Origin of the sequence: Ensifer sp. LC163 (assembly GCF_001695855.1) — a bacterium.
Taxonomy (GTDB): Bacteria; Pseudomonadota; Alphaproteobacteria; order Rhizobiales; family Rhizobiaceae; genus Ensifer.
Genome location: NZ_MBSS01000012.1, coordinates 185849 through 211376, shown reverse-complemented (window position 1 = coordinate 211376; position 25528 = coordinate 185849). Strand labels below are relative to the sequence as shown.

Annotated in this window: 26 protein-coding genes; 13 read left to right on the top strand and 13 right to left on the bottom strand. The window is 62.1% G+C overall.

Annotation, left to right across the window (positions count from 1 at the left end; translation table 11 throughout):
* Positions 1-267 precede the first annotated feature (267 nt).
* From BC360_RS10890 to BC360_RS10880, 3 genes are all read left to right on the top strand, one after another.
* On the top strand, positions 268-555 hold the full coding sequence (locus BC360_RS10890; RefSeq protein WP_065787237.1) for a hypothetical protein: 288 nt from the start codon (positions 268-270) through the stop codon (positions 553-555).
* Positions 556-624: 69 nt separating this feature from the next.
* Positions 625-903 carry a hypothetical protein gene (locus BC360_RS10885; protein ID WP_065795189.1) on the top strand — a complete coding sequence of 93 codons (279 nt, stop codon included), beginning with the start codon at positions 625-627 and terminating at the stop codon, positions 901-903.
* An 88-nt stretch (positions 904-991) separates the two neighbouring features.
* Positions 992-1462, top strand: a complete 471-nt coding sequence (locus BC360_RS10880; RefSeq protein ID WP_065795188.1) for a MarR family winged helix-turn-helix transcriptional regulator — start codon at positions 992-994, stop codon at positions 1460-1462.
* 97 nt (positions 1463-1559) lie between these two features.
* Here BC360_RS10880 and BC360_RS10875 read toward each other — a convergent pair whose 3' ends face one another.
* Positions 1560-2645 carry a GGDEF domain-containing protein gene (locus tag BC360_RS10875; protein WP_065795187.1) on the bottom strand — a complete coding sequence of 362 codons (1086 nt, stop codon included), beginning with the start codon at positions 2643-2645 and terminating at the stop codon, positions 1560-1562.
* A gap of 249 nt (positions 2646-2894) precedes the next feature.
* Between BC360_RS10875 and BC360_RS10870 the strand changes: the two genes are divergently transcribed.
* Positions 2895-5561 carry an AMP-binding protein gene (locus BC360_RS10870; protein ID WP_065795186.1) on the top strand — a complete coding sequence of 889 codons (2667 nt, stop codon included), beginning with the start codon at positions 2895-2897 and terminating at the stop codon, positions 5559-5561.
* Here the strand turns inward: BC360_RS10870 and BC360_RS10865 are convergent.
* On the bottom strand, positions 5502-6014 hold the full coding sequence (locus tag BC360_RS10865; protein ID WP_065795185.1) for a DinB family protein: 513 nt from the start codon (positions 6012-6014) through the stop codon (positions 5502-5504). The genes BC360_RS10870 and BC360_RS10865 overlap by 60 nt on opposite strands.
* A gap of 141 nt (positions 6015-6155) precedes the next feature.
* Between BC360_RS10865 and BC360_RS10860 the strand changes: the two genes are divergently transcribed.
* Positions 6156-6845: a glutathione S-transferase family protein gene (locus BC360_RS10860; RefSeq protein WP_065787231.1), complete on the top strand. Its 690-nt coding sequence runs from the start codon at positions 6156-6158 to the stop codon at positions 6843-6845.
* A 103-nt stretch (positions 6846-6948) separates the two neighbouring features.
* Complete coding sequence (gene ndk, locus BC360_RS10855) at positions 6949-7371, top strand: nucleoside-diphosphate kinase (RefSeq protein WP_065795184.1); 423 nt, start codon at positions 6949-6951, stop codon at positions 7369-7371.
* Between the two features lie 74 nt (positions 7372-7445).
* Here the strand turns inward: ndk and BC360_RS10850 are convergent, their stop codons facing one another.
* A complete protein-coding gene (locus BC360_RS10850) occupies positions 7446-7946 on the bottom strand; it encodes a hypothetical protein (RefSeq protein ID WP_413813741.1) in 501 nt (166 codons plus the stop codon).
* A gap of 5 nt (positions 7947-7951) precedes the next feature.
* Positions 7952-8512, bottom strand: a complete 561-nt coding sequence (locus tag BC360_RS10845; RefSeq protein WP_065787228.1) for a CGNR zinc finger domain-containing protein — start codon at positions 8510-8512, stop codon at positions 7952-7954.
* A gap of 67 nt (positions 8513-8579) precedes the next feature.
* Between BC360_RS10845 and BC360_RS10840 the strand changes: the two genes are divergently transcribed.
* Positions 8580-9476: a branched-chain amino acid ABC transporter permease gene (locus tag BC360_RS10840; protein WP_065787227.1), complete on the top strand. Its 897-nt coding sequence runs from the start codon at positions 8580-8582 to the stop codon at positions 9474-9476.
* Positions 9477-9504: 28 nt separating this feature from the next.
* Here BC360_RS10840 and BC360_RS10835 read toward each other — a convergent pair whose 3' ends face one another.
* The 5 genes from BC360_RS10835 to BC360_RS10815 form a co-directional block, all read right to left on the bottom strand.
* Positions 9505-9969: a molybdenum cofactor biosynthesis protein MoaE gene (locus tag BC360_RS10835; RefSeq protein WP_065787226.1), complete on the bottom strand. Its 465-nt coding sequence runs from the start codon at positions 9967-9969 to the stop codon at positions 9505-9507.
* 4 nt (positions 9970-9973) lie between these two features.
* Positions 9974-10234: a molybdopterin converting factor subunit 1 gene (moaD, locus tag BC360_RS10830; RefSeq protein WP_065787225.1), complete on the bottom strand. Its 261-nt coding sequence runs from the start codon at positions 10232-10234 to the stop codon at positions 9974-9976.
* The gene (pgsA, locus tag BC360_RS10825; RefSeq protein ID WP_065787224.1) at positions 10231-10818 is read right to left on the bottom strand and encodes a CDP-diacylglycerol--glycerol-3-phosphate 3-phosphatidyltransferase; all 588 of its coding nucleotides are present in this window, start codon (positions 10816-10818) and stop codon (positions 10231-10233) included. The genes moaD and pgsA overlap by 4 nt, the downstream gene beginning before the upstream one ends.
* A gap of 230 nt (positions 10819-11048) precedes the next feature.
* Entirely contained in the window at positions 11049-13073 is a 2025-nt protein-coding gene (uvrC, locus tag BC360_RS10820; protein ID WP_065795182.1) for an excinuclease ABC subunit UvrC, read from the bottom strand.
* On the bottom strand, positions 13070-13834 hold the full coding sequence (locus BC360_RS10815) for an SDR family oxidoreductase (RefSeq protein WP_065787222.1): 765 nt from the start codon (positions 13832-13834) through the stop codon (positions 13070-13072). Before BC360_RS10815 ends, uvrC begins: the two co-directional genes overlap by 4 nt.
* Positions 13835-14199: 365 nt before the next feature.
* Here BC360_RS10815 and BC360_RS10810 point away from each other — a divergent pair, with 365 nt between their 5' ends.
* The gene (locus tag BC360_RS10810) at positions 14200-14838 is read left to right on the top strand and encodes an outer membrane protein (RefSeq protein ID WP_065787221.1); all 639 of its coding nucleotides are present in this window, start codon (positions 14200-14202) and stop codon (positions 14836-14838) included.
* Between the two features lie 49 nt (positions 14839-14887).
* Here the strand turns inward: BC360_RS10810 and BC360_RS10805 are convergent, their stop codons facing one another.
* The 4 genes from BC360_RS10805 to BC360_RS10790 form a co-directional block, all read right to left on the bottom strand.
* On the bottom strand, positions 14888-15478 hold the full coding sequence (locus tag BC360_RS10805; RefSeq protein WP_053246953.1) for a glutathione S-transferase: 591 nt from the start codon (positions 15476-15478) through the stop codon (positions 14888-14890).
* A gap of 101 nt (positions 15479-15579) precedes the next feature.
* Entirely contained in the window at positions 15580-16296 is a 717-nt protein-coding gene (locus BC360_RS10800; RefSeq protein WP_083222511.1) for a ribonuclease T2 family protein, read from the bottom strand.
* A 2-nt stretch (positions 16297-16298) separates the two neighbouring features.
* A complete protein-coding gene (locus BC360_RS10795) occupies positions 16299-16745 on the bottom strand; it encodes a hypothetical protein (protein WP_065787220.1) in 447 nt (148 codons plus the stop codon).
* Between the two features lie 47 nt (positions 16746-16792).
* A complete protein-coding gene (locus BC360_RS10790) occupies positions 16793-17665 on the bottom strand; it encodes a 23S rRNA (adenine(2030)-N(6))-methyltransferase RlmJ (protein WP_065795181.1) in 873 nt (290 codons plus the stop codon).
* Positions 17666-17734: 69 nt separating this feature from the next.
* On the opposite strand from BC360_RS10790, the gene BC360_RS10785 reads away from it, so the two are divergent.
* From BC360_RS10785 to BC360_RS10765, 5 genes are all read left to right on the top strand, one after another.
* Positions 17735-19870, top strand: coding sequence for a molybdopterin-dependent oxidoreductase (locus tag BC360_RS10785; RefSeq protein ID WP_065795180.1), 2136 nt, complete (start codon positions 17735-17737; stop codon positions 19868-19870).
* Between the two features lie 15 nt (positions 19871-19885).
* Positions 19886-20779: a cation diffusion facilitator family transporter gene (locus tag BC360_RS10780; protein ID WP_065795179.1), complete on the top strand. Its 894-nt coding sequence runs from the start codon at positions 19886-19888 to the stop codon at positions 20777-20779.
* Between the two features lie 48 nt (positions 20780-20827).
* Complete coding sequence (locus tag BC360_RS10775; protein ID WP_065795178.1) at positions 20828-21424, top strand: NUDIX domain-containing protein; 597 nt, start codon at positions 20828-20830, stop codon at positions 21422-21424.
* 103 nt (positions 21425-21527) lie between these two features.
* Positions 21528-24137 (top strand): bifunctional lysylphosphatidylglycerol flippase/synthetase MprF, encoded by a 2610-nt coding sequence (mprF, locus tag BC360_RS10770; RefSeq protein ID WP_065795177.1) that lies wholly within the window; start codon positions 21528-21530, stop codon positions 24135-24137.
* Positions 24134-25519 carry a virulence factor family protein gene (locus tag BC360_RS10765; protein WP_083222510.1) on the top strand — a complete coding sequence of 462 codons (1386 nt, stop codon included), beginning with the start codon at positions 24134-24136 and terminating at the stop codon, positions 25517-25519. Before mprF ends, BC360_RS10765 begins: the two co-directional genes overlap by 4 nt.
* Positions 25520-25528 lie beyond the last annotated feature (9 nt).

The window sequence follows — 25528 nt, the reverse complement described above, 5'->3', positions numbered from 1 at the left end:
CGGCCAGGCGCGTGGAGGTCTGGTTCGTGGTTTTCAAGGGGCCATTGTTATCAATTCATGAACAACGCGTTCCGACAATCGATACTACACATCCTCATCGTGAGGGACCATCTGTTTAAACGAAGGGCAGCGAAAGGCTCTTCCGACCGCCTCGATCGACTGAACGCCATCGGCAAGGCCACCGCGTTCCAGCAAAGACCGATCCGGCCAGACGTAGTTTTGATGAAACCCTCGTTCAAGCGAACGAGCCTCCCAGGAGCAAAGACGATGAAATCCACGATCCACACCGCACTCGCCGCAGCTCTCGTTGCAACTGCCGTTCTCGGCGGCGCCTCAGCGGCATTTGCCGGCGGCAGCTATTACGAAGGCATCAGCCCGACCCCGCTCTTTACCGAACGCGCTCCCAAGGCAGCCGGTAGCTCCACCCTGAACATCCGTGGTTCGGAAGCCGGATATGTTGACCGCACCTCCACCGGCTCGGTCTACAATTACGACGCCCGGCCGCGGGTTGCTCAGGGCGGCGAAGGCGAATACTACCAGGGCATCTCCCGCTAAGGCGCATTCCGTCGCCGGTCATGGGGCCACCGGCCCCATGACATTTCATCCCGATCAAGGAAGAGACCTATGAACAAGTCCATCGCAACGCTTCTCGTTGCAGCGGCGACGTTGGCCGGCACATCGGCCGCATTTGCCGGCGGCAGCTACTATGAAGGCGTCAGCCCGACGCCGCTCTTTACCGGTCGCGCGGCCGCTTCGGCCGGTGCCGGCGCATCGGCAAGCACGGTCGATGGCGGTGATTACTACGCCGGCATCGAGAACAAGTCGGTCGATGCCACGGCGACAGGCGCGATTGCCAATGGCCACGCGAAGGCCTTCGGCAAGACCAGCCAGGACAGTCAGTAACCCACGCCAAACGGACGACCAGATAACCCGGTCCCGCCAAGCGGGGCCGGGTTATTTCGTTTTGGCGTTGCCAATGAGGTGATTTGCCATGACAGAAAAAATCCAAGTCGCAGAAAGGCTCTTTGAGCTCTATCACTGCGTCCATCGCCTGGTGAACGCGTCCATGAGTGAAGAAGGCGTCTCGCTCGCGCGCAGCAAGTTCCTGTTCTATCTCAGCGAACTCGGGCCCTGTCGTTGCGCCGACATCGCTTCGGCACTCAGCTTTGCCCCGCGAACCGTGACCGAGGCGATTGACGGGCTGGAACGGGACAGCATGGTCATCCGCGAGCCGGACCCCGAGGACCGGCGGGCGAAGATCATCTCGATTACCGATCTTGGACGGGCCGGCCTCGAAGCGGCTCTCCAGCCACGTCGCCAGATGATCGAGGAGCTTTTCTCGACGCTTGATGACGGTGAGCGCACGGATCTTTATCGTCTGCTCGGTCGGCTCAGCGAGAAGGCTTGCGAAATCGACGCGAGCCGGATGGCCATCCATGAGCGACAGTCGGAGGCCGCGTAGGGAAACCCGCACGCGATTACGCATGTCGCGTGATAACGACCTGTGCAAAGACAACGCTTAAAGCGCAGCAAGCAAATCCTAGCGACTGCGACGCGCTTTAAGCCGCGTGCGGCGCATAGATCTTTGCCCGGTTGCCGCCAAGCTCTGCCGAATAGGCCTGTATGCCTGACCGTGGGCCCGTTCTGGCGGCCGCAAGCGCCAGCTCGGCCTGCTGCATGAAATCGGTGGGCGTCGCCATCGGCTGTGCTATCGCGATGCCGGCCGAGAGCGAAAACGTTTCTGTTGTGAAGGCACGGCCGGGTAGGGCGACGCGCAACGCTTCCACCGAATGCCGAATGCGCTGCGCAATCGCTTCAACGTTCTCCTCAGTGACGTCGCTGCAGAGGAACGCGAATTCCTGGCCGCCGACGCGTGCGACGAAGTCGCTCTTCTTGATCGACTTGCGAAACAGCGTCGAAACCTTGCCGAGCGCCTTTTCCGCGGTGGCGGCGCCGTGCTGCTCGGCGATGCCGCGCAATCCCTCGACCGACACAACGAGCAGGGCGACCGGCGCTGCCTTGCCCTCGGCTTCAAGCAGTGTTTTTAAACGTGCCGTCAGAGCCAGGCGATTGGGCAGGCCGGTGGCGGGGTCTCTGGTCAACGGTTTGCGACTTTCGGCGAACTCGCCTTCCAGCGCCGCGAAGCGCTCGGCGCTTGCCTGCAAGACCGTTTGAAATACCTGTTCCTCATTCATCAGCAGGCCGGCCGCGTCCCGCAGCCTTGCTGCGTCATCGGCGAACTCCGAGATTGCCGCAACCGGGTCGGCGGCCAGACGGTCTTTGAAGCGGTCAAGTTGGCTTCTGAAGGCATGTTTTTGCGCCAGGCTGTGCTTCAGTTGCAGAGCGAGATCGCTGAGCGCGTCCTGTGCCGCCGCCCTTGCTCTGTCGGCTGCAAGCGCCCCGTGAGCCACCAGGTGATGTTTGAGACCAAGCTCGTCGAGGGCGTCCTGTTGCGGCGTGGCGCCGAGCGTCACCAGGTCGCGCGAGAGCTGCGGCACCCGGCCGGACAAGGCTTCATAGACGAGCTCATAGTTGCGTGGCAGTGCCGCGATGCCAAGCTGAGACATGGATTGCGCCACCTTCAAGATGATGGCCGTGCTTTTCGTCTGCGATCGGCCGGTGTTCGCGGGAACTTGCCTGGTCATTCCGTGGTCGTCCTCGATGCCTGTATGGGATCCGAAAACACTATGGCGGCGCGGCGTTTAAGGGAGTCTGAAGATACCCGCCGCAACACAAGATCTGCCCGGTATGGTTGCCGAAATCCCACCGGAGGGGAAGGCGGTGCAACCGGTTGGAGCAGGAGCGTTGAAAGCTGCTGTTTTAATTCATGTTTATAGTTGACGGAGCTTGTCAGGAATTATATGCCGCCTTGCTAAATTGGGAGGGAGGCTCGAATGCAGTGCGACGGTTTGACCATACCCCCTTCCTTCATTGCGGATCTGGCGGCGTGGGGCGAGCGTCCCGCTCTGGTTCTTCCCGGCCAGCGTCTCGTGACCTATCGCGAATTGCATGAAAGGGTCGATCGCCAGGCGACACTTTTTCCGCGCACCCGCGCGCTGGTAACGCTCGAGCCCGAGCCTTCCGAACATGCAATCATTGCCTATCTTGCGGCACTGAGGGCCGGACATGTGGTTGCCATGCAGGCGCCGCGCGGCGCCGGTACCGTGGCCTGGACCGACATGTTCGAGCCGGACTGTGCCTATCGCCGGATGGACGGCCGCTGGCGAACGGAACATCTGGAGTGCAGCGATAAACCGCTGCATCCGGACCTTGGCCTGTTGCTGTCGACCTCCGGCAGCACTGGTTGCGGCAAGGCGGTGCGGCTTTCTACCACCAACATTTCGGCGAACGCCCGCTCGATTGCCGCGTATCTGGAGCTCGGCGCCGACGATTGCGCCTGCCTGATCCTGCCGCTCCATTACTCCTACGGACTTTCGGTGCTGAATGCCCATCTGAGCGTCGGCGCCAGCCTTTTTATCCCCAACGGCTCCATCCTTGACCCCGGGTTCCTTGACGGTCTCGCCGCCAGCGGCTGCACCAATCTTTCCGGTGTGCCCTATTCCTATGAGCTCCTGGAAAAGGTCGGGTTTCGCAATCGCGCGTTCCCGCACTTACGTTTCATGACGGTTGCCGGCGGACGTCTGGCGCCGGAGCGCGTTCGTGTCTATGACGAGCATCTTCGCGCCCGGGGCGCCGCCTTCTTCGTCATGTACGGCCAGACCGAAGCGACGGCCCGCATCGCCTATGTGCCGCCGGCTCGGCTCGAGGGCAACGAAGACCGGATCGGCATCGCCATTCCCGGAGGCGCGTTGTCGATCGAGGACGAGCAGGGGCGAGCGGTTGCCGGTGCCGGTATCGTCGGCGAACTCGTCTATCGCGGCCCCAATGTGATGATGGGCTACGCCTCGTCGCGACAGGACCTGGCCCGGGGGGCAGACCTTGACGAACTGCGTACGGGCGACCTGGCGGTCCGCGAAGCCGATGGTCTTTTCCGCGTCGTCGGGCGCATGAAGCGCATGTCCAAGATCGCTGGCCTGCGCATCGGCCACGATGCCCTTGAGCAGGCTTTGGAGCAACGCGGTCTGGTGGCGGCGATCGTCGGCGATGACGACGGGCTGCATGCCTTTTTTCAGGGGGAGGGCCGACCCGAGGATGTTCGCCGCCTGCTTGTTGCTGCGAGCGGCCTGACACTCGCCCATATCAGGGCCACGCGCCTGCCGGAAATCCCGAGATTGCCGTCAGGCAAAGTCGATTACAGCGCGCTGAACCTTGCCGCAAAGCAGGCGATCGCCGCCGGCGGCAGCGATCGTGAAGGCATCGAAAGCCTTTTCCGACAGGTGTTCTATCCCGCACGGGTGAAGCCCGAGGATAGTTTCCTCTCGCTCGGCGGTGATTCGTTGCGTTTCGTGCAGCTCTCGATCGGTCTCGAAAAGGCGCTCGGGCAAGCGCCGGAACTGTGGGAGGCCATGCCGATCGCAACGCTTGCGGCGCTGGAAAGGCGGGACGCGACGACGACACGGATCGGAATGGATCTCATCATCCGTGCCTTGGCGATACTGCTCGTCGTTCTTCACCATGAGACCTTGTGGCCGCTGCCGGGCGGGTCGGCTGCCATGGTCATCCTTGCCGGTTTCAGCCTCGCCCGGTTCCAGATGGGGCAGCTTCTGGCCGGTGGTGGCTTTGCTATTCTGCGACCGCTTACCCAGATCCTCGTGCCCTATTATCTCATCGTCGGCGCCTATGCTGCGGTTTGGGGCGAGGTCCCCTGGGCCTCCGTCTTCCTCGTCGGCAATTTCGGGTTTGCCGATCCGGAGACCCGCGGCATGGTGCCCTACCTCTACTGGTTCATCGAAGCCTATTGCCAGATGATGCTGGTCTTCGTGTCGCTGTTTGCGATCCCGCGCTTCCGGCGGTTTGCGGCTCGACACCCCTTTGCAACGGGTATGCTGCTGCTCGGCGTGGCGCTGGTCGCCCGGCTGGCGCTGCCGATGCTGTGGTCGATCGGCAATCGGCAGATCTTCACTTTGCCGTGGATCTTCTATCTCGCTGTGATCGGGTGGTGCGCGGCGATCGCCGAAACGCATGGGCAGCGATTGCTGCTGGTGGCAGCCGGAACCGGCGCGTTCCTGTTCTTCGGCCTTTACGAGGGCGTTTGGATCGGCACGAAGATCAAGTATCTGCTGTTGATCGCCGTGCTCGTCGCTCTCGTCTACGCGCCGCGCGTCCGCGTTCCACGCTGGGCGGCACAAGTCGTGCTGCCGCTATCGGCCGCCGGTTTCCATATCTACATCCTGCACCGTTTTGTCCCGGAACTGTTGATGGCGCCGCTGCAGGCGCATCTGCCAACCGTGCTCTTCTCCACGGTGTCGATCGCGGGCGGCATCGGACTTGGCCTTGCCGCCTGGCTGGCGCAACGCCACTTGCTCAAAATGGCTGCGAACGGAAGGCAGAAAGCCGGGCTGTCGCTCGATCATCTGCCGCCGATCGCTCGGTGGGCGGCGCTAGCTCGCCCACTTCTCTCCCTCGGCCCACAGAAAGAACGCGAGATCCAGCACAATTGACGGGCGGCCAAGGGCCGTCAGCGTCGCATGCGCCTGGCCGCGATGGTGGGTCTGGTGGTTGAAGACGTGGGCCAGCGTCGGTCCGAGCTTTTGCGTGATGCTCACCGGCGTACTGAGGGGCGTGTAGGTGAAGGTGGCTGCAAGCCGCGCATCATCGAGGCCGTCGATCCAGGCGATCATCCGCGCATCTTCCCGCTCGCGTGCAATGGCAAGGCTGGCGAGATCGTCGTGGAGCGTCGCATCCAGTGCCGTCGGCGCGTCGCCTTCGCCGGTAAAGCGCTTCATCCAGATGCGATCCGCGGCGAGGATATGATTGAGCGTCGCAAGCACCGAGCCGAAGAAGGCGCCCTTGCTCTGCCTCAGATCTCTTTCCGTAAGTTCTGCCGCTGCCGCATAGAGCCGGCGGTTGGCCCAGTTGTTGTAATCGGCGAACATGCGAAAATGATCGAGCATCTGTTTCTCCTAAGCGGTCGCAAGGTTAGCGCAGATCCGCATTCCTGTGGCGAATGCCACCTATGAAATTTAATGATTTGATCCTTCGACCAGTCTGGCGTCGAATGGCGTGAGACGACCTAATTCTCGCCGGGAGATCACGTGAGCAGGAAACTCTATTCGCTTTGCGGTGCCGACAGGGCCCGACCTTTCTCGCCGCATGTCTGGAAGACCAAGCTGTCGCTTGCGCACAAGGGGCTCGACTTCGACGTCGTGCCGATCGGTTTTACCGAGATCCCCAAGGTGGAGGAGGGTGCTACCAAGCTCGTGCCGCTTCTGCGCGACGGCGAGCGGCTGGTACAGGACAGTTTCGAGATCGCCGTCTATCTCGACGAGAACTACCCGGACCGACCGTCGCTGTTTGGCGGACCGGGTGGAATGGCCATGGCCCGCTTCGTCGAGGGCTGGTCGCAGACGACGCTGCACCCGGCGATTGCCCGCATTATCATTAGGGATATTCACGACAGCCTCGATCCGGTCGATCGGGTGTATTTTCGCGAAAGCCGGGAGGCGCGTTTCGGCACGTCGCTCGAAGCGGTCGCGGAAACCGGCACTGCCGCCCTTGCAACCTTCTCCGACAAGCTCGAGCCGTTGCGCCATATGCTGAAGTTTCAGCCCTATCTCGGCGGCGAACGGCCACTCTTTGCCGACTACATCGTCTTCGGCGCGCTGCAATGGGCGCGGATCGTGTCGCCGCAACGCCTGCTTTCTCCCGCCGATCCGGTCGCAGCCTGGTTCGAGCGCTGCCTCGACCTGCATGGTGGCATAGGCCGCTCTGTGACAGCGGCGTGAAACCCGCAACGGACGCGGCGAATCGTTAGCGAGCCCCCTTGTTTTGCGCAGAATTGGCGGCTAATGAACCGCCACTTCTCAAGAAAACAAGGGAATTGAGCCAATGGCGATTGAACGTACCTTTTCGATGATCAAGCCGGACGCAACGAACCGTAACCTGACCGGCGCCATCACCAAGATGCTCGAAGACGCCGGCCTGCGCGTCGTCGCTTCCAGGCGCGTCTGGATGAGCCGCCGCGAAGCTGAAGGCTTCTACGCTGTTCACAAGGAACGTCCGTTCTTCGGCGAACTCGTCGAGTCCATGTCCTCCGGCCCGACCATCGTTCAGGTTCTCGAAGGCGAAAACGCCATCGCCAAGAACCGCGAAATCATGGGCGCCACCAATCCGGCAAACGCTGACGAAGGCACGATCCGCAAGGTTCACGCGCTTTCGATCGGCGAAAACTCGGTCCACGGTTCGGATGCTCCGGAAACGGCTGCCGAAGAAATCGCATACTGGTTCTCCGGCACCGAAATCGTCGGCTGATTCAAGTTCTGCGTTTTGGGCCGTAACGGCTTGAATTGATTCGATTGAGCCGGAGCGGAAACGCTCCGGCTTTTTCATGTCGCGCAGCGCGCGGTTTCAAAACGCTCCGGAGCCTTGCCTCCCCAGAAGACCTCCGGATTCTTGTGGTAGGCGGGCCCTTCGACAAGTGGCTTGGCCGGCAGGATATCTTGGTCGATATCGGAGGTGACGGTGGTCTCCAGTGTCTGCAGCGTTTCGCCGGCAGGTCCCTTCACCTCGATCGTCACCGCATAGGGCCTTTCCTTTTTCACGCAGGTCAAATCAGGACTTTCCAGCACCACTCTGTCGAGCTTTGGAAAGAGCTTGCGCGTCAAGGTCAGCGGCTCGCCCCCGGCGGGGTTCTCGAAGGTCGCAATAACGATGCTTCCCTCGGGTACCGGTTCGAGCTTGCTGAGCGTGATTATGTAGGCCGCGTAGGCGAGCCGATAGTTGAAGACGAACATCTTGCCGGTCAACTTCAGCGGATCGGGGCCGGTCTCCCGCTGGCAGCCCGCCATCAGCATCGCCGCCATCATCGCCGCAAGCGTTGCAATCATCCTCGTCATGACTGGGCCTCCTCCTTGCTGCGATGATAGTGGCGCTTGGCCTTGCTGCGGTTGCCGCAGACCGCCATGTCGCACCAGGTCCGGCTGCGGTTGCGGCTCTTGTCCAGAAACAGCCAGCCGCAATTCGGGCAGATCTTCAATCGATCGGGTTCGGGACTGGCGGTGAGGCTGAGTGCGGAATGCGCCGTTGCCGTGTCGAGCGCGATGGCGCGTCCGCCATTGCCGGTGCTGCGCAGCACTGCGGCGATTGCCTCCAGCAGATCGGCCATCAGGTCCGCCCGATGCTCGGCAGCCGCCTGTGCCCGAAAATGCCGATCCGTCGCCTCGCGCAACCTCAAAAGTCCTGCCCGGTTCTGCTCGGCAACGGGTGAAAGCGTGCCAAAACGTGTGCTTTCGGCGCCGAACCGGTTGGCGGCGTCGGCAAAGGCGTCGAGTGCTGCAACGTCGGCGAAGCGATCAATACGCCTTGCGGCATCAAAGCGCAGAATGACGGAGTTGGCGACATCCAGCGCCAGCGCGCCGCCGGCAAATCGATGTGCGGTCCAGGTGAAGGTCATGAGCTATTCCTAACTGGCAAAAATGATTTTACCAGTTATATTGATGTTGTCACGCTCCGGATGCGCCATGCTCTATTTCCTGCAGCAGATCGCCAATGCCGTCCCGATCGCCGCACTCTATGCGGCGCTGGCCTTCGGCTATGCCATCGCCTTCGCCGTGACCCGCCGGGCCGATCTCACCTACGGCGCCCTCTTTGCCTTCTCCGGCCAGATGTTCGTGCTGTTTGCGGATTTCGGCTGGAACCGGCTGTGGCTGCTGCTGCCGGCAGCGCTCGGCCTTGGCGCCGCCGCCGGTCTGACGCTTGGTGTTGGGGCAGGGCTTGTCGCCGGGCGTTACGTGATGCGCCCGCTCGCGTTCTCGTCAGCCAACACTGTCGTCGTCGCGTCGCTCGGGACCCTGCTAGTGCTGATGGAAACGGCGCGGCTGGCCTCCGAAACGAAGAGCCTGTGGCTGCCGCCGTTTCTGAACGGCAACATCGTCTTCTGGCCCGACCCCAAATTCCCGGTGACGCTGACGGTGATCCAGTTGCTCAACACGCTGTTGATGGTGGCGCTGGTGGCGGCCGGTCACTGGTTTCTGACGCATAGCGGCGCCGGACGGTCGTGGCGGGCGGTGTCGGAGGATCGTGGCGCGGCCGCCCTTTGCGGCATCGATGCGGCCCGTGTCTATATCGTCGCCTATGGCGCCGCATCGCTGATCGCCGCCTGCTGCGGTATCCTGGCTGCGTCCTACTATGGCAACATGGATTTCGGCACCGGGCTCACGTTCGGGGTCAAAGTGCTGTTTATCGCCGCGATCGGCGGCCAGACATCGCCGCTTTATGCCGCGCTCGGCGCAGCCGCCATCGGCCTTCTCGAAACACTCTGGGGGGCCTATGGCCCGATGCTCTGGCGGGATTTTGCGATCTTCGGCTTCCTCGTCATCGTGCTTGCGGTCACGCGACAGGAAAAAGTCATCCCGTAATCCGCGCGTGGAGCATCGATCCCGCGTGTCAGCGCTTCCAGCGATCACGCGCCGTGTCGTCGGCATCCTTGGCGCTGACCCAGCTGCCAGCCGTGCCATCGGTCAAGTGTTCCTTCTTCCAGAAGGGCGCAGATGTCTTGAGGAAGTCCATGATGAAGCTGGCGCCATCGAAGGCTGCCTGGCGATGGGGCGAAGCGGTGACCACGAGCACGATGTTCTCGCCGGGAATGATCCTGCCGTAGCGATGGATCGCCGTTGCTGCCTGCAGCCCGAAGCGTTCGACCGCCAAGTTGCAGATGCGTTCGATCTCGGCCTCGGCCATCCCGGGGTAATGCTCTAGTTCGAGAGCGGCAAGCATGCCCGCTTCGTCGCGGCAGAGGCCCGAAAACGTCACGACCGCCCCAATGTCGGGGCGGTCGGACGAAAGCTTGGAAACCTCGGCCGAAAGGTCGAAATCCTCGCGCTGCACACGCACGGTGACGGGCGCGCCCATGGTGTCAGCCACCGGTCATCGGCGGGAAGAGGGCGATCTCGCGCGCACCGGCGATCGGTTCGCCATGCTCGACATGTTCCTGGTTGATCGCCGCGCGGATGACGTTCTGGTGCTCGAGCGCCGTCTCGTATTCCTCCCCCAGCGTCTTCAGATGCGCAAGCAGGTCGGCAATGGTGACGACGGCCGCCGGAACCTCCAGCGTTTCCTCACCCTTGCCGATGCGTTCGCGCACCCAGGAGAAATAGACGAGATTGACGGTGCTCATTCGTTGACCACGTGCTTCAGGCCGGCGCGGAAATAGTCATAGCCGCTGTAGAGCGTGATCGCCGCGGCGATCCATAGCAATACGATACCGGCCTCTGTCGTATAGGGCAGGATCTTGTCGCCAGCGGGGCCGGCGAGCAGGAAGACGATCGCCACCATCTGGATCGTCGTCTTCCACTTGGCGATACGGGTGACGGGAACGCTGACCTTGAGTGCCGCCAGATACTCGCGCAGGCCCGATACCAGGATTTCACGGCACAGGATGATGATCGCGGCCCAGATCGACCAGCCGGCAATCGTCTGGTCAGCGGCGACGAGCAGCAGGATCGAGGCGACCAAGAGCTTGTCGGCAATCGGGTCGAGCATCTTGCCGATGTTCGAGGTCTGATTCCAGATGCGGGCGAGATAGCCGTCAAAGAAGTCGGTGATCGAGGCGATGGCAAAGAGAATGACCGCCGTCCAGCGTGCGAAATCCGAACTGTGCAGCCGGCCTTCGATGAAGAAGCAAAGCACGATCAGCGGCACGATCAGGATTCGGAAATAGGTGAGCAGGTTGGGGATGCTGTAGGCGACGGGCTTGGGCATGGATTCGGGTTCTCTGTCTTCCTCGGAGGTACAGAATGACTTTGCGGCCCTCAGGTCAACAAATCATTGTGCGAAGGTTGTCATAATTGGCGCATCTCACCTGAACGTCGGGTGAATTGCCATCGCGTAATTCCTTAAATCGGCATCGATTTAACGGCGAAATTATGCAGCAAGTTTGAACCTTTACAGCGTCCCTTGCGCGTCATCTTCGACGCGCGGCGCTGCAAGGGTCATTTTGCCGCGTCCTCATGGAAATGCTCGTAGACCAGCCGTGCGACGGCCTCGGAAATGCCGTTGACCGCCATCAGGTCGTTCATCCCGGCGCGGGAAACGGCCTTGGCGGTACCGAAATGGGTGAGCAGAGCGCGTTTACGCGTCGGCCCGACGCCGGCGATCTCGTCCAGTGGGTTCTTGACCATCTCCTTCTTGCGTCGGGCGCGGTGCGAACCGATGGCAAAACGGTGCGCTTCGTCGCGCAGGCGCTGGATGAAATAGAGCACCGGGTCCCGCGGCGGCAGCGTGAAGCTGTCGCGCCCGAGCGCAAAGAAACGCTCGCGCCCGGCATCGCGGTCGACGCCCTTGGCAACACCGATCGCCGTCACGCAATCCTCGACATCAAGTTCTCTAAGGATCGCGCGCACGGCGGTCATCTGTCCCTGGCCGCCGTCGATCAGGATAACGTCAGGCCAGGCCGGGAAGGCGGCGTCGTCGGCGATCTCGACTGTCCGGTCCGGCTTGCCTTCTTCCTTGAGCAGGCGCGAGAAGCGACGGGTCATCACCTCGCGCATCATGCCGAAGTCGTCGCCGGGCGTGATGTCGGTCGATTTGATGTTGAACTTGCGGTACTGGCCTTTGACGAAGCCTTCGGGGCCGGCGACCACCATGCCGCCGACGGCATTGGTGCCCATGATGTGCGAGTTGTCGTAGATCTCGATCCGGCGTGGTGCGCGCTCAAGCTTGAACGTTTCTGCAAAGCCTTCGAGCAGTCGCGACTGCGATGCGGTTTCCGCCAGCTTGCGGCCGTGCGCCTCGCGGGCGTTGGCGAGCGCATGGTCGACAAGGTCCTTCTTCTCGCCGCGTTGCGGCACCTGGATCGACACCTTGTAACCGGACTTTTCGCTGAGCGCCTGGCCAAGCAGTTCCTGTTCCTCGACCGCCTCGCACAGCAAGATCTGCCGCGGACAGGGCCTGTCGTCGTAGAACTGCGCGAGAAACGCCGAAAGCACTTCCGCGGTCGGCAGTGACGGGTCTGCCTTCGGGAAATAGGCGCGGTTGCCCCAGTTCTGTCCGGTGCGGAAGAAGAACACCTGGATGCAGGAGATGCCGCCTTCGTGGTGGATCGCAAAGACGTCGGCCTCTTCGACGCCGGCCGGATTAATGCCCTGGTGGCTCTGCACGTGGCTGAGCGCGGCAAGGCGGTCGCGATAAAGTGCCGCGCGTTCGAAGTCGAGGTTTTCCGAGGCCTCGCCCATTGCCGCCGCGATCGTCGCCTTCACCGCCTGGCTCTTGCCGGAGAGGAAGTCCTTGGCTTCGCGCACCAGCTCGGCATAGCCGTCATTGCTGATTTCGCCCGTGCAGGGCGCCGAACAGCGCTTGATCTGATGCAGAAGACAGGGACGCGTGCGCGTCTCGAAGACGCTGTCGGTGCAGGTTCTTAAAAGGAATGCGCGCTGCAGCGAATTGATCGTGCGCCCGACGGCGCCGGCCGAGGCGAAGGGGCCGAAATAATCGCCCTTTCGGCTGCGCGCGCCGCGATGTTTGTAAAGGGCGGGTGCACGGCTGTCGCCGGTGACCAGAATATAGGGAAAGGATTTGTCGTCACGCAGAAGCACGTTGAAGCGCGGCCGAAGGCGCTTGATCAGGTTGGCTTCGAGCAGAAGCGCCTCGATCTCGGTGCGGGTGGTGACGAACTCCATGTTCGCGGTTTCGCGAATCATCCGCGAAATGCGGTTGGAGTGGCCGCGGCCCTGGGCGTAGTTGCCGACGCGCTTCTTCAGGCTGCGCGCCTTGCCGACATAAAGGACGTCGCCGGCGTCGTTGAACATGCGATAGACGCCGGGGCCGTTCGGAAGCCGTTTCACGAAGGCCTGGATCAATTCGGCGCCTTTGAGCCCCTCGACCTCATTGCGATTCTCGGCCCATTCGATAGCCGGGCCTGCGGGCGCACTTTCGGGCGCCTCGATCAGGTCGTCGTCGTCTTCGGCATCATTGCCGTCATAGAGGATGCCGCCGTCGGTCGGCACGCGTCCGTTCATTCCACTATCTCCCTGATGTCGGGCGTCTCCCAGGCGAGGTGCTGGCCGCCGTCCAGCGCGATCATCTGTCCGGTAATCGACGGTGTGCCGAAAAGGAAGCGGATCGTCCGCCCGAATTCGGCGAGCGCCGGACCGCGCCTGAGGATAAGTGCATCGACCTGTGCCTGGAAATCGCGAGGATCCTGCCGCTCGTTCGGCAATGTTGGCCCTGGGCCGATGCCGTTGACGCGAATATCCGGCGCAAGTGCCTGAGCCATCGTTTGTGTTGCCGTCCACAGCGCGGACTTGGATAACATATAGGAATAAAAGCGCGGGTTTGGAGACCAGACGCGCTGGTCGATCACATTGATGACGAGGCCCGAGACGCCGCGCGGCAATTGGCGGGCAAAATCGCGAGCGAGCAGGGACGGGGCTTTCACGTGCAACGCGAAATGGCGATCCCATACGGTTTCGTCGAAAGCGTCGAGGCTATCCTTCTTGAACAGCGAGGCATTGTTGACGATCAGGTCGATCGGACCGAGCGCCTCATTGACCTGCGCCATCAGTGCCGCGGTTTCCTGCGTGTCGGTCAGATCGGCCTTCACTGCAACGGCGCCGACTCCTCTTTCCGTCAATGAGGCCGCCATAGACTTCGCCTCATCAAGCGAGCCATTGGCATGGATTGCGACCGCGAAGCCATGGGCCGCGAGGTCCTCAACTATAGCCTTGCCGATCCGTTTGGCGCCACCGGTTACGAGTGCCGCCTTCAGTGCTTTCTTCAACGTTTCATCCCGCTTTTCGAATCTTCGCGCACGCGGACGAAGATATAGGCAAGAAACGCCGCCCTGAAACTCTCCCTGACGATTCATTTCGCAAAAATTAATGGAATTCGCGTAAATTGTATTATTTTGAAGTTATATAGTATATCTTTCGTTAATCTTGAAAGATGGTTAATAAAATCCCTGTGGCGTGAAAGCAACATCAAATTTTGGACGTGATTGTGCCACCAAAATTTCACATTTTGGCTCTTGTGAATCCTCATTTGCTGGCCAATTTCAGCTCAACCGGGCGGGTTAATTGAAAGTTGTCCGATGTTTCATTGAGGGATCCCAAACCTCGGGGCATCGGTTCGTAAAGGAGAATATTTATGCGTACGCTCACCACCACCCTCATGGCTTCGGCCGTATCCCTCATCGCCTTCCAGGCCGCCCAGGCTGCAGACGCGATCGACGAAGTTCCGGCAGCTCCCGCAGCCGAGTACACCGAACCGGCAGTCAAGAACTGGTCGGGCGCCTATGTCGGTGGTACCGCTGATTGGCACCATGGCCAGGCTGATGCGACCGGCGACGCCACTTCGGCTGGTTTCGGTGGCGGTCTTTACGGCGGCTACAACATGCAGAGCGGCCAGATCGTTTACGGCGGTGAAGCCGACGTCGGCTACTCCGGCCAGGATTCCACCCGTGGTGACCTGCGCATGAAGCAGGGCGTCAACGGCTCGCTGCGCGCTCGCGTCGGTGTCGATCTGAACCCGGTCCTGCTCTACGGTACGGCTGGTCTCGCCGTTGGTCAGGCCAAGGCATCGACCCCGGCTGGTTCCGACAAGAACACCATGATCGGCTGGACGGCTGGTGCCGGTGCGGAAACCTTCGTCACCGACAACATCACGGCACGCGTCGAATACCGTTACACGGACTACGGCTCGAAGGACTTCAACGTTGGTGGCACCAACGTGTCTTCCGGTTACGATGAGCACAGCGTCCGCGTCGGTATGGGCGTAAAGTTCTGATCGGCAACCTGCCTGATCAAGGAAAAGGCCGGGGAGACCCGGCCTTTTTTCATGCTTTGAATTTCGAATAATCCGGGAAGTGCTTTTCGAATTTTGCCGGCCAGTTCTTCAGCTTGGCACGGCCGCGTTGCCATTCGCCGCTGAAGCGCAGCTCGATGTAGCGAAGCAGCGCTGCAAGCGCGAAATGCCCCGCATGCAGCTTGGCTCCCGTCTTGGGCAGATTCTCATTCAGATGATCGAGGCTCCGTTCGACCTTTTCCCACTGCCTGTCGATCCAGGGCTGATGCACCTTTTCCGGCGGATGGAACCGCTTCTCGTAGACGATCGCCAGCAGGCTGTCGCAGATGCCGTCGCACAGCGCCTCGAAGATTTCGATATCCAAACGCTTCCCGGCATTCTTCGGGTAGAGCTTGCCCTTCGTCTCCCGGTCGATGAAATGCATGATGGTGCGGCTGTCGTAGATCGCCTTGCCGTCGCCGGTAACCAGCGTCGGGATCTTGCCGAGCGGATTGCTGCCGATGAGTTCCGGCGAGTTGGCGTTGGTATCGGTCAAGACGCTTTCGGCCGACAGCCCGGCATAGTGCGCAGCCATGCGGACCTTGTTGGAGTAGGGGGACGATGGCGAGTAAAGTATTTTCATCGAGCATCTTTCTCTTTCGCGCATGACTTCCAAAGCGAATGTCGGAAGAGCGGGCGCAGTTTCATAATATCGAGCCACATGCGGTCGGCCCATGCATCGGTCTAGGATGCCGGTGGCAGCGTCACGGTGTCCCTTCGGCAGGCTTGGCGATCCACCTCGGGGCAAGGGCGGAAATTCAGCGCCTTGTCGAAGCAGATCCTGATTTCCTCCAGCCGCTTGCCCTCGCAGGTAACAGCGACGGCGTTTGTCGTCATGCCGGGATTTCTGGCCACGAACCCGGCCTCGATTGCGCTGACGGACAGTGAGTTTTCTCGACGTGATGCGCTGAGTTCCGCCGGCAACGCGACGCGCTCGCGCGCCGCCCGGGTGACGGCGAAATAATCCTGTTGGCTCAGGCCCGAGCAGGTTCCATGCTTGCGCCACTGATGGCCGATCAGCCCCATGGACGGAATGAGATCGAGATATTGGCGGCCGAGCGCCTCCGGCACGCGATCCGATTGCCGCGTCGGGCAGAAATCGGGATAGCCCCGGTCATTCTGCGGCCACAGGCCGTGCACGATCAGCCCGCGATTGCTGCCGAGCTTGCACTGGCCGGTCTTGCCGGACGGATCGTTGTCGTCGCACCAGGTCGGCGACCACGAGAGCGAGAGAACGTAGAAATCAAAGCCCTGGCCGACGGGTAGGACGACGTCCGATTTTGCACGGTCCGACGCTGGCGGCAGCGGCTTTTTCTCGGCGCCGTCGTCGCTGCAGCCGGCAAGTGCCAGGGCAAAGAAAAGCGCCGGCAGCAGCCGGCGCTGTGGGTAATGCTCTGGCATTGTCAGCGAAGCGAAGCGCAATAGGCGCCGTAGACATACCAGGGGTCGAGGCCACCGACGCAGAACTCGATGTTGCGGCCAATGCCGGCAAAGCCCCAGTTGCGCTCGATGAGATAGTAGAGCGGCCGTTGATCGCCATCGGTCATGACGGCGGTCGCGCGGCAATACTCGCGCTCAACCCGATGGGTATAGTCCCGCAGTTCCAGCCGGTTCTGGCCCATGTTGCGGATCTCGGCGATCGAGAGATTGGCGTGCAGATAGTTCGCCGCCTTGTATTCGAACCGCGAGGTGATGAAGCCGAGAACCGAGGCATCGCCGCAGACACCCGCGCTATAGGATGTCGGCTGGTCGCGATAGGTCCCGAGATAGTCGGCAGCCGAGGCGGCAGGCGCCGCCATGGCGGTAAGGGAAAGCGAAGCGAGAAGCGTTGCGGCGAGCTTGCGAGTCATGGGCGTCTCCCTGGATCGTCCCGCAAGATTGCTGCTTTCTGAGCCTTTCAGTCAAGGCCCCGGGTTGTCGCTTCTTCACCACGCAGCCAGAAGCAGCGTGCCGAAGCGAAACGATCTTGCCCCAGTCGGGTTTTAAGGAAAGGCAGCAGCACCTCGAGTTCGGCCTTGAGCGTGAACGGCGGGTTGACGATGATGAGGCCTGAGCCCGAAAGTCCCGTGGTCTCGCGATCGCTGCGCACCGAAAGCTCGGCGCACAGCATCTTGGGGATTTCGAGCGCCTTGAGGGCTTCGTGGAAGGCCTTGATCGGCGCATTCTTCTTCAGCGGGTACCAGAGGCAGAAGGTGCCGCCGGCAAAACGGCGATAGCCCTTGGCGAGGCCGTCGGCGAGCCGTTCGTACTCGCCTTCTATCTCGAACGGCGGGTCGACCAGGATGAGGCCGCGCTTTTCCTTGGGCGGCAGGTGGGCGCCAAGCGCCAGCCAGCCGTCGAGCTCGGTGATTCGGCTCTGGAAGTCACCATCGAAAAGCCGGTGCAGGGTCTCGTAATCATCCGGGTGCAGCTCCATCGCCGACAGACGGTCCTGCGGGCGAAAAAGCATGCGAACCAGCTTCGGCGAGCCGGGATAGCGCGTCAACTCGGGGCCGGGATTAAGCTCGCGAACCGTCGCAAGATAGGGCTCAAGGATGGCGGCGACCGGCGCCGGCAGGTCGCCTTCGAGCAACCGGCCGATGCCGTCACGCCATTCGCCGGTCTTCTGGGCTTCTTCGCCTGACAGATCGTAGAGGCCGATGCCGGCGTGGGTGTCGAGAACCCGGAACGCCTTCTCCTTCTGCTGGAGATAGGTGACGAGGCGCGCCAGCACCGCGTGCTTGAGAACATCGGCGAAATTGCCCGCGTGATAGATATGCCGATAGTTCATGAGGGCCGCCGATGGCTGTGATCAATTGTTTCGATGGATGGACGTTTGGCTCTTTGAGCCCGATTGTCGATGCCATATAGAAAAGCCATGAACGTTGCGACCCCCATCAAAGCAGAAAAGTCGATCGGCCACTCCGTCTGTCCGCACGACTGTCCCTCCGCCTGCGCACTGGAAGTGGATCTGACCGCTGAAGGCCGGATCGGCCGCGTGCGCGGCGCTGCCGCCAACACATATACCGCCGGCGTCATCTGCGCCAAGGTCGCGCGCTATTCCGAGCGCATCTATCATCCCGGCCGACTGATGGTGCCACAGCGTCGGGTCGGGCCAAAGGGCAGCGGCAACTGGCAGGAGATTTCCTGGGAGGCGGCGCTCGACGAAATTGCCAACCAGTTCGCCAAGGCCGAGCAGAAGTACGGTGCCGAGGCTGTCTGGCCCTATTTCTACGCCGGCACCATGGGGCAGGTGCAGCGCGATTCCATCGACAGGCTGCGCCACGCCAAGCGCTATTCCGGCTTCTTCGGTTCGATCTGCACCAACATGGCCTGGACCGGCTTTTCGATGGCGACCGGCTCGCTGCGCGGCCCCGACCCGCGCGAGATGGCGAAGTCCGACTGCGTGGTGATCTGGGGAACCAACGCGGTCGCCACGCAGGTCAACGTCATGACCCATGCAGTGAAGGCCCGCAAGGATCGCGGCGCCAAGATCGTCGTCATCGACATTTACGACAACCCCACGGTCAAGCAGGCCGACATGGGCCTGGTGCTGAAACCGGGCACGGACGCGGCGCTTGCCTGCGCCGTCATGCATGTCGCCTTCCGTGACGGTTTTGCCGACCGCGCCTATATGGCCGAATTCGCCGATGACCCGGCGGGGCTCGAGACACATCTGAAATCGCGCACGCCGGAATGGGCGTCGGCGATCACCGGCCTTTCCGTCGAGGAGATCGAGGCGTTCGCGAAACTCGTCGGCACGACGCCGAAAAGTTATTTCCGCCTCGGTTACGGCTTTACCCGCCAGCGCAACGGCGCGGTCGCGATCCATGCGGCCGCCTCGATCGCCACGGTGCTCGGCTCGTGGAAGCACGAAGGCGGCGGCGCGTTTCATTCGAACAACGACATCTTCAAGCTCGACAAGCGCGAACTCGTCGGCACGGCGTTCCACGATCCTGATGTGCGCATGCTCGACCAGTCGCAGATCGGCCGGGTTCTGACAGGCGATGCCGAGGCGCTGCGCCATGGCGGCCCGGTGACGGCGATGCTGATCCAGAACACCAATCCGGTGAATGTCGCGCCGGAACAACGGCTGGTGAAACGCGGCTTCCTGCGGGACGACCTGTTTGTCGCGGTGCATGAACAGTTCATGACCGACACGGCGCAGCTTGCCGATATCGTGCTGCCGGCAACCATGTTCCTGGAGCACGACGATCTTTATCGGGGCGGCGGCCATCAGCACATCCTGATCGGGCCGAAGGTGGTGGAGCCGCCATCGACGGTGCGCACCAATCTCTTCGTCATCGAGGAACTGGCAAGGCGGCTCGGGGTTGCCGATCATGCCGGCTTCGGGTTGACCGAGCGCCAACATATAGACCGGCTGCTCGCCAACTACGGCATCGGCTATGACGAAATGAAGCGCGAGAAGTGGCTCGACTGTCAGCCGGCATTCGAGGACGCGCATTATCTCAAGGGCTTCGGCCACCCCGACGGTAAATTCCGCTTCAAGGCGGACTGGACCGGCACCCCTGCGCCAAACCGCCCGCCGAAGTCGATGGGTCTGCAGGGGCCGCATGCGGCACTGCCGGAGTTCCCTGACCATGTCGACCTGATCGAAGTCGCCGACGCGGAACATCCCTTCCGCCTTGCGACGTCTCCGGCCCGTTCCTTTCTCAACTCGACCTTTGCCGAAACTCCGTCCTCGATTCAGAAGGAAGTCCGCCCGATGGTGATGATGCATGCGGACGATGCCGCGTCGCTCGGCGTCGGCGACGGTGACATCGTCAAACTTGGCAATCAGCGCGGCGAGGTGCGCCTGCACGTCGCGGTCGGTGGCGGCGCGCGACGCGGCGTCGTGATCGCCGAAGGCCTGTGGCCGAACGGCGCCCATCTCGACGGGGAGGGCATCAATGTGCTTACTGGCGCCGATGCCGTCGCGCCCTATGGCGGCGCGGCTTTCCACGACAACAGGGTCTGGGTGAAACCGGCTCCCTAGCCAACGGATGCCTTCATGAGCGGCGACCATCAGCATGCAGATGTCAGCAACAGGCCGGTGTCGCGTCTCTGGGGTGCGCTTGGCCTGACGGGTGGGTTCATGTTGGCCGAGGTCGTCGGCGGCGTTCTGACCGGCAGCCTGGCGCTGATCTCGGATGCGATGCATATGCTGACCGACGCGGCGGCATTGGCGATTGCGCTGGTTGCCATCCATGTCGGTCGCCGGCCGTCGGATCTGCTGCGTACCTATGGCTATGCCCGCTTCGAGATTCTTGCCGCTGCCTTCAACGCCCTGCTGCTGCTCGCCGTCGCCTTCTACATCCTCTACGAGGCGTGGAAGCGCCTGTCGCTGCCGCAGGAAATCCAGTCCGGCGGCATGCTGCTGATCGCTGTCGTCGGCCTTGTGGTCAACCTGATATCGATGCGGCTTCTGACCAGTCACAAGGACGAAAGCCTCAACGTCAAGGGTGCCTATCTCGAGGTCTGGTCGGACATGCTCGGCTCGGTGGCGGTGATCGCCGGTGCGGCAATCATCTGGTTCACCGGCTGGCAATGGGTCGATTCGCTGCTCGCCGTCGGTATCGGCTTCATGGTTTTTCCCCGCACCTGGGTGCTGCTGAAGGACTGCGTCAACATTCTGCTGGAAGGCGTACCTCCAGGCATGCGCCTGGCGGATGTGCATGCGGCGATCACCACCGTGCCCGACGTCGCCTCGGTGCATGATCTACATCTCTGGGCGATCACCCAGAGCCAGCCATCGCTGACGGCCCACGTCGTGCTGGCCGAGCTTGCCGACGGCGAGACCGTGCGCCGTGCGATCGAACAACGCTTGCGCGACGAGTTCGACCTGCACCACACAACGCTGCAGATGGAGCGCGAAAGCTGCGCGCCCTCGGAACATATTCATTGACGGTCGACCGCGACCGCATTCTTTCCCCTCCGGACCAAGGACCCTGCCATGACGAAACACCACGATCAGCGTGTCAGGATCATCGAACGACGCACGCTCTCGGATGGTTTCATTCATCTGGAGGAAATCACTCTTGAGCAGGAAATGTCCGACGGCGGCACGGCGACGCTGAAGCGTGAAGTGCACGACCATGGCAGCGCAGCGACCATCCTGCTGTTCGATCCTCGCCAGCAAAGCGTCGTGCTCGTCCGCCAGCTGCGCGTGCCCGTGCTGCTACAGGGCGATCCCGCCTATATGATCGAAGCGCCGGCGGGTCTGCTCGACGACGATACCCCGGAGGTTGCCATCTGCCGCGAAGCGCTGGAGGAAACGGGATATCACGTCGATGGAGCCACCCACCTCTTCGATGCCTATATGAGCCCTGGCGCGCTCACCGAGCGCACCAGCTTTTTCGTTGGGCTTATTGATGTCACCGAAAAGGCCGGTGATGGCGGCGGCCTGGCGCATGAGGGCGAGGATATCGAGGTTCTCGAAATTCCCTTCGATGAAGCCTTCGGCATGATTGCGACGGGCGAGATATGCGATGCCAAAACCATCATGCTGCTGCAGTGGGCTCAGCTGAACCGTAGTTCGCTTACGGTGTAAGATCTTGTTTTGTAAGCAAATAATACATTACGGATATTTCACTTTTTGATCGTTCTTCGGTAGGCTACAGCGCTGATGTCTTCATCAGTGACATGGGCAACCCATGACGTCCTCCCTCACGGAACGTGCAGCCAACGACGATCAGCAGGTCGAGGCAGGGTGGGGCCTCTTCCTGCGTCGTAACCGGCGCTACCTTCAGGCGCTTGCGACATTGCTGGTGATCGCCCTTTTCGGCCTGGCGATTTTCCACCTGACCTCCGAAGTGCAGTATGACGATGTGGTCCAGGCGCTTGCCGATACCAGCTGGACCTCTGTGGCCGCGGCCGTCCTCTTCACCACCTTGAGCTTCTTTGCGCTCACTTTCTATGATGTCGGCGCGCTCGATTATGTCAGGCGCAAGCTGCCCTATGCGGACGTTGCGTTGACGGCGGCCTGTGCCTATGCCGTCGGCAATACCGCAGGCTTTGGCGCCCTGAGCGGCGGCGCCATCCGCTACCGGTCCTATTCGCGCCTGGGCATCGAACCGGAAAACATCGCCCGGATCGTCGCCTTCGTGACGCTCGCCTTCGGCCTTGGGCTCCTGACGGTCACGTGCCTGAGCCTGCTTGCCGTCGGCGAATATGTGGCGCCCTTGACGGGTCTAGACCCTTTCTGGCTGCGCATGATCGCGGTTGCCATTCTCGGCGTCGTGCTCGCTGTCTTCGTCAAGGCGCGCGACGGTCATGAGGTCAGCCTCGGGCGCTTCACGCTGCGCCTGCCGGATTCGCGCACGTCCTCGCGCCAGTTCCTCGTCACGGCGCTGGACCTGGCGGCATCGGCAACGGTGCTCTATGTGCTGCTTCCGGCGGGAACGATCGGTTGGCCGGCCTTTCTGGCGATCTATTCGCTTGCCGTTGGCATCGGCGTGCTCAGCCATGTGCCGGCCGGGCTCGGGGTGTTCGAAACGATCATCATCGCCACGCTCGGTCACAGTGCCGATGTCGATACCATCCTCGGCGCGCTGGTTCTCTACCGCGTCATCTATCACGTCCTGCCGCTCCTGATTGCAATCGCGGTGGTCATCGGTATCGAGCTTCGGCAGCTTTCCGGCCATCCCGTCGCTTCCAGCGTGCGCCGTATCGGCGGTCGCATTACGCCGCTTCTGCTGGCGACGCTCGGCATCGTGTTGGCGATCATGCTGGTGCTGTCGAGCGTCACGCCGACACCGGATGAAAACCTAGCTTTCCTCGAGGGCCTGCTGCCGCTGCCGATCGTCGAGGGCGCGCATTTTCTGGCAAGCCTCCTCGGGCTTGCGCTGGTCATCGTCTCTCGAGGCCTCGCGCAGCGGCTCGACGGCGCCTGGTGGGCGTCGATCGCAATCGGCGTTGCCGCACTTCTGCTTTCGCTGATCAAGGCGATCGCGCTGGTCGAGGCCGGCATGCTCGCCTTCTTCCTCGTCGGTCTCGTCGTCAGCCGCCGCCTGTTCGTGCGGCCGGCTTCCCTCTTCGGCCAGGCGCTGACGCTCCCGTGGTTGACGGCGCTCGGCGTCATCTGCCTGGGCGGTCTCGTCGTCCTGCTGTTCGTCTATCGCGACGTCGAATACAGCCACCAACTCTGGTGGCAGTTCGAATTCTCCGCCGAGGCGCCCCGCGGCCTGCGTGCGCTTCTGGGTGTGACGATCGGCGCCAGCGCGCTTGCGATCTGGAGCCTGATGCGCCCGGCAGCTTCGGGTGCCGAGCCGGCGAGCGACGACGCGATGGAGCGGGCATTGGCGATCGTCGAGGCGCAGGACATGTCCGATGCCAATCTGGTGCGCATGGGCGACAAGAGCCTGCTGTTCTCCGCCGATGGTCGCGCCTTCATCATGTATGGCCAGCGCGCCCGCTCGTGGATCGCGCTGTTCGATCCGGTGGGGCCGGTGGACGCCTGGCCGGAGCTCATCTGGCAGTTCATCGAGAAGGCCCGCGCCAGCGGTTGCCGCGCGGTCTTCTATCAGGTTTCTCCGCTCGGGCTGGCCTACTATGCCGATGCAGGGCTGCGCGCTTTCAGGCTCGGCGAACTCGCCCATGTCGACCTCGCACGTTTCGAGATGAAGGGCGGCAAATGGGCCAATCTGCGCCAGCAGGTCAGCCGCGCCCAGCGGGACGGGCTGGCGTTCAAGATGGTGGCGCCGGCTGACATTCCGGCGATCATGGGCGAGTTGACGGCGATTTCCGATTCCTGGCTTGCCCATCACAATGCCAAGGAGAAAGGATTTTCCCTCGGCGCCTTCGACCCCGAGTACCTTGCCGAGCAGCCGGTCGCGATCCTCATGTACGAAGGGCGGATCGTTGCTTTCGCCAACATCCTGGTGACGGCAACCAAACAGGAAGGCACCGTCGATCTCATGCGCTTCTCGCCGGACGCCCCCAAGGGAGCGATGGATTTCCTCTTCGCGCAGGTGATGGAGTATCTGAAGGCTGAGGGATACCGCACCTTCAATCTTGGCATGGCGCCGCTGTCGGGCATGTCTTCACGCCAGATCGCGCCGGTCTGGGACCGGGCAGCACGAACTTTCTTCGAGCACGGCGAGCGCTTCTACAACTTCAAGGGTCTTCGTGCCTTCAAGTCGAAGTTCCATCCGCAGTGGCAGCCGCGCTACCTCGTGGCGAGCGGCGGCATCAATCCGATCCTTGCCTTGATGGATGCGACATTCCTCATCGGCGGCGGCCTCAAGGGAGTGATGAAGAAATGATGCGGATCGCGAACATCTGGAAGCCCCTGGCGGGAGCCGTCCTTCTGGCGACGGCGGCGATTGCGCCGGCTTTGGCGAAGGAGAAGCCAGCAACCTACGACACGGGCATGATCCCGGCGCCGCACATCCTCATTCCGAACGAGACGGCATCCGCCCTTGTCGTCCTTTTGTCCGATGCGGAGGGCTGGAGCGACAAGGAAGACGCAGTCGCCCGCACGCTTGTCGACGACAAGACGGTCGTCATCGGCATCGATCTCAATGCCTATCTGGCCGCTCTCGCCAAGGACGATGGCGACTGCATCTACACGGTGTCGGATATCGAATCGCTGAGCCAGCAGGTCCAGCGATCACTGAAGAGCGATGCCTATCTGCCGCCGATCGTTGCCGGCGTCGGGGCTGGCGGGGCCATGGCGCTGGCGATTGCGGCCCAGACCCCCGCCGCAACCATCGGCCAGACGCTCGCGGTCGACCCGGAGGAAGGCATTGCACTGGCAAAGCAGCTCTGCACGCCGGCGGACAAAACCCGGAAGGGCGACCACATGGTCTACGGCCTGACGGATGGCGCTTTGCCGGATCCGATCTCCGTCGTCTTTACGCCGACGGCATCCGACGAGGGCAGAAACCATTTGGCCGCGCTCGTCGAAAAACACCCTGATATCACGCAGGAGGAGAGCGACGACGAAGCCTACACGGCGCTGACCGGCCATCTCGCTGATCTGATCGACAGCGAGGCCGCGGCCGACAATCCGTTCGGCTTGCCCCTGACCGTGCTCGACACCAAGCCGACACGCGATACCATGGCGGTGATCTATTCGGGCGATGGCGGCTGGCGTGATATCGACAAGCAGGTCGGCGATGTCTTGCAGCAACAGGGGGTTCCTATCGTTGGCGTCGATTCTCTGCGCTATTTCTGGTCCGGGCGCGATCCGCAGGCGACGGCCGACGATCTCGCCAAGGTGATGGACTACTATCGCAAGCGCTGGAACGTGCGCAATGTTCTGCTGATCGGCTATTCCTTTGGCGCCGATATCCTGCCGCGCACCTTCAATCTGCTCTCGCCCGGCGAGCGCGCCCATGTGCGGCAGGTCACGCTGATGGCGCTGTCGCATCAGGTCGACTACAAGATCTCGGTACTTGGCTGGCTCGGCGCGGCAGGGCAGGGCGACGGTGGCGATCCACTCGACGACATCAAGCGCATCGACCCATCTCTGGTGCAATGCATCCATGGCACGGAGGAAGAAGGCGATGCCTGCCCTGACCTGAAGGGCACCGGTGTCGATGTCGTCGCGATCGAAGGCGGCCACCATTTCGACGAAAACTATCCGGCGCTGACCCGGCGCGTGCTCGACGCACTCGATCGTCGGCTCGCTGCGTCAAAGTAGGCGTGACCA

Excerpts from the sequence above, each read along its gene's own strand:
- BC360_RS10775 (WP_065795178.1), top strand. The coding sequence starts at position 20,828 with ATGACGAAACACCACGATCAGCGTGTCAGGATCATCGAACGACGCACG.
- mprF (WP_065795177.1), top strand. The coding sequence starts at position 21,528 with ATGACGTCCTCCCTCACGGAACGTGCAGCCAACGACGATCAGCAGGTC.
- BC360_RS10840 (WP_065787227.1), top strand. The coding sequence starts at position 8,580 with ATGCTCTATTTCCTGCAGCAGATCGCCAATGCCGTCCCGATCGCCGCA.
- BC360_RS10810 (WP_065787221.1), top strand. The coding sequence starts at position 14,200 with ATGCGTACGCTCACCACCACCCTCATGGCTTCGGCCGTATCCCTCATC.
- BC360_RS10805 (WP_053246953.1), bottom strand. The coding sequence starts at position 15,478 with ATGAAAATACTTTACTCGCCATCGTCCCCCTACTCCAACAAGGTCCGC.
- BC360_RS10865 (WP_065795185.1), bottom strand. The coding sequence starts at position 6,014 with ATGCTCGATCATTTTCGCATGTTCGCCGATTACAACAACTGGGCCAAC.
- BC360_RS10780 (WP_065795179.1), top strand. The coding sequence starts at position 19,886 with ATGAGCGGCGACCATCAGCATGCAGATGTCAGCAACAGGCCGGTGTCG.
- BC360_RS10835 (WP_065787226.1), bottom strand. The coding sequence starts at position 9,969 with ATGGGCGCGCCCGTCACCGTGCGTGTGCAGCGCGAGGATTTCGACCTT.
- BC360_RS10885 (WP_065795189.1), top strand. The coding sequence starts at position 625 with ATGAACAAGTCCATCGCAACGCTTCTCGTTGCAGCGGCGACGTTGGCC.
- BC360_RS10795 (WP_065787220.1), bottom strand. The coding sequence starts at position 16,745 with ATGACTCGCAAGCTCGCCGCAACGCTTCTCGCTTCGCTTTCCCTTACC.
- uvrC (WP_065795182.1), bottom strand. The coding sequence starts at position 13,073 with ATGAACGGACGCGTGCCGACCGACGGCGGCATCCTCTATGACGGCAAT.
- BC360_RS10880 (WP_065795188.1), top strand. The coding sequence starts at position 992 with ATGACAGAAAAAATCCAAGTCGCAGAAAGGCTCTTTGAGCTCTATCAC.
- pgsA (WP_065787224.1), bottom strand. The coding sequence starts at position 10,818 with ATGCCCAAGCCCGTCGCCTACAGCATCCCCAACCTGCTCACCTATTTC.
- BC360_RS10800 (WP_083222511.1), bottom strand. The coding sequence starts at position 16,296 with ATGCCAGAGCATTACCCACAGCGCCGGCTGCTGCCGGCGCTTTTCTTT.
- BC360_RS10845 (WP_065787228.1), bottom strand. The coding sequence starts at position 8,512 with ATGACCTTCACCTGGACCGCACATCGATTTGCCGGCGGCGCGCTGGCG.
- BC360_RS10875 (WP_065795187.1), bottom strand. The coding sequence starts at position 2,645 with ATGACCAGGCAAGTTCCCGCGAACACCGGCCGATCGCAGACGAAAAGC.
- ndk (WP_065795184.1), top strand. The coding sequence starts at position 6,949 with ATGGCGATTGAACGTACCTTTTCGATGATCAAGCCGGACGCAACGAAC.
- BC360_RS10785 (WP_065795180.1), top strand. The coding sequence starts at position 17,735 with ATGCCATATAGAAAAGCCATGAACGTTGCGACCCCCATCAAAGCAGAA.
- BC360_RS10790 (WP_065795181.1), bottom strand. The coding sequence starts at position 17,665 with ATGAACTATCGGCATATCTATCACGCGGGCAATTTCGCCGATGTTCTC.
- BC360_RS10870 (WP_065795186.1), top strand. The coding sequence starts at position 2,895 with ATGCAGTGCGACGGTTTGACCATACCCCCTTCCTTCATTGCGGATCTG.
- moaD (WP_065787225.1), bottom strand. The coding sequence starts at position 10,234 with ATGAGCACCGTCAATCTCGTCTATTTCTCCTGGGTGCGCGAACGCATC.
- BC360_RS10890 (WP_065787237.1), top strand. The coding sequence starts at position 268 with ATGAAATCCACGATCCACACCGCACTCGCCGCAGCTCTCGTTGCAACT.
- BC360_RS10765 (WP_083222510.1), top strand. The coding sequence starts at position 24,134 with ATGATGCGGATCGCGAACATCTGGAAGCCCCTGGCGGGAGCCGTCCTT.
- BC360_RS10850 (WP_413813741.1), bottom strand. The coding sequence starts at position 7,946 with ATGATTGCAACGCTTGCGGCGATGATGGCGGCGATGCTGATGGCGGGC.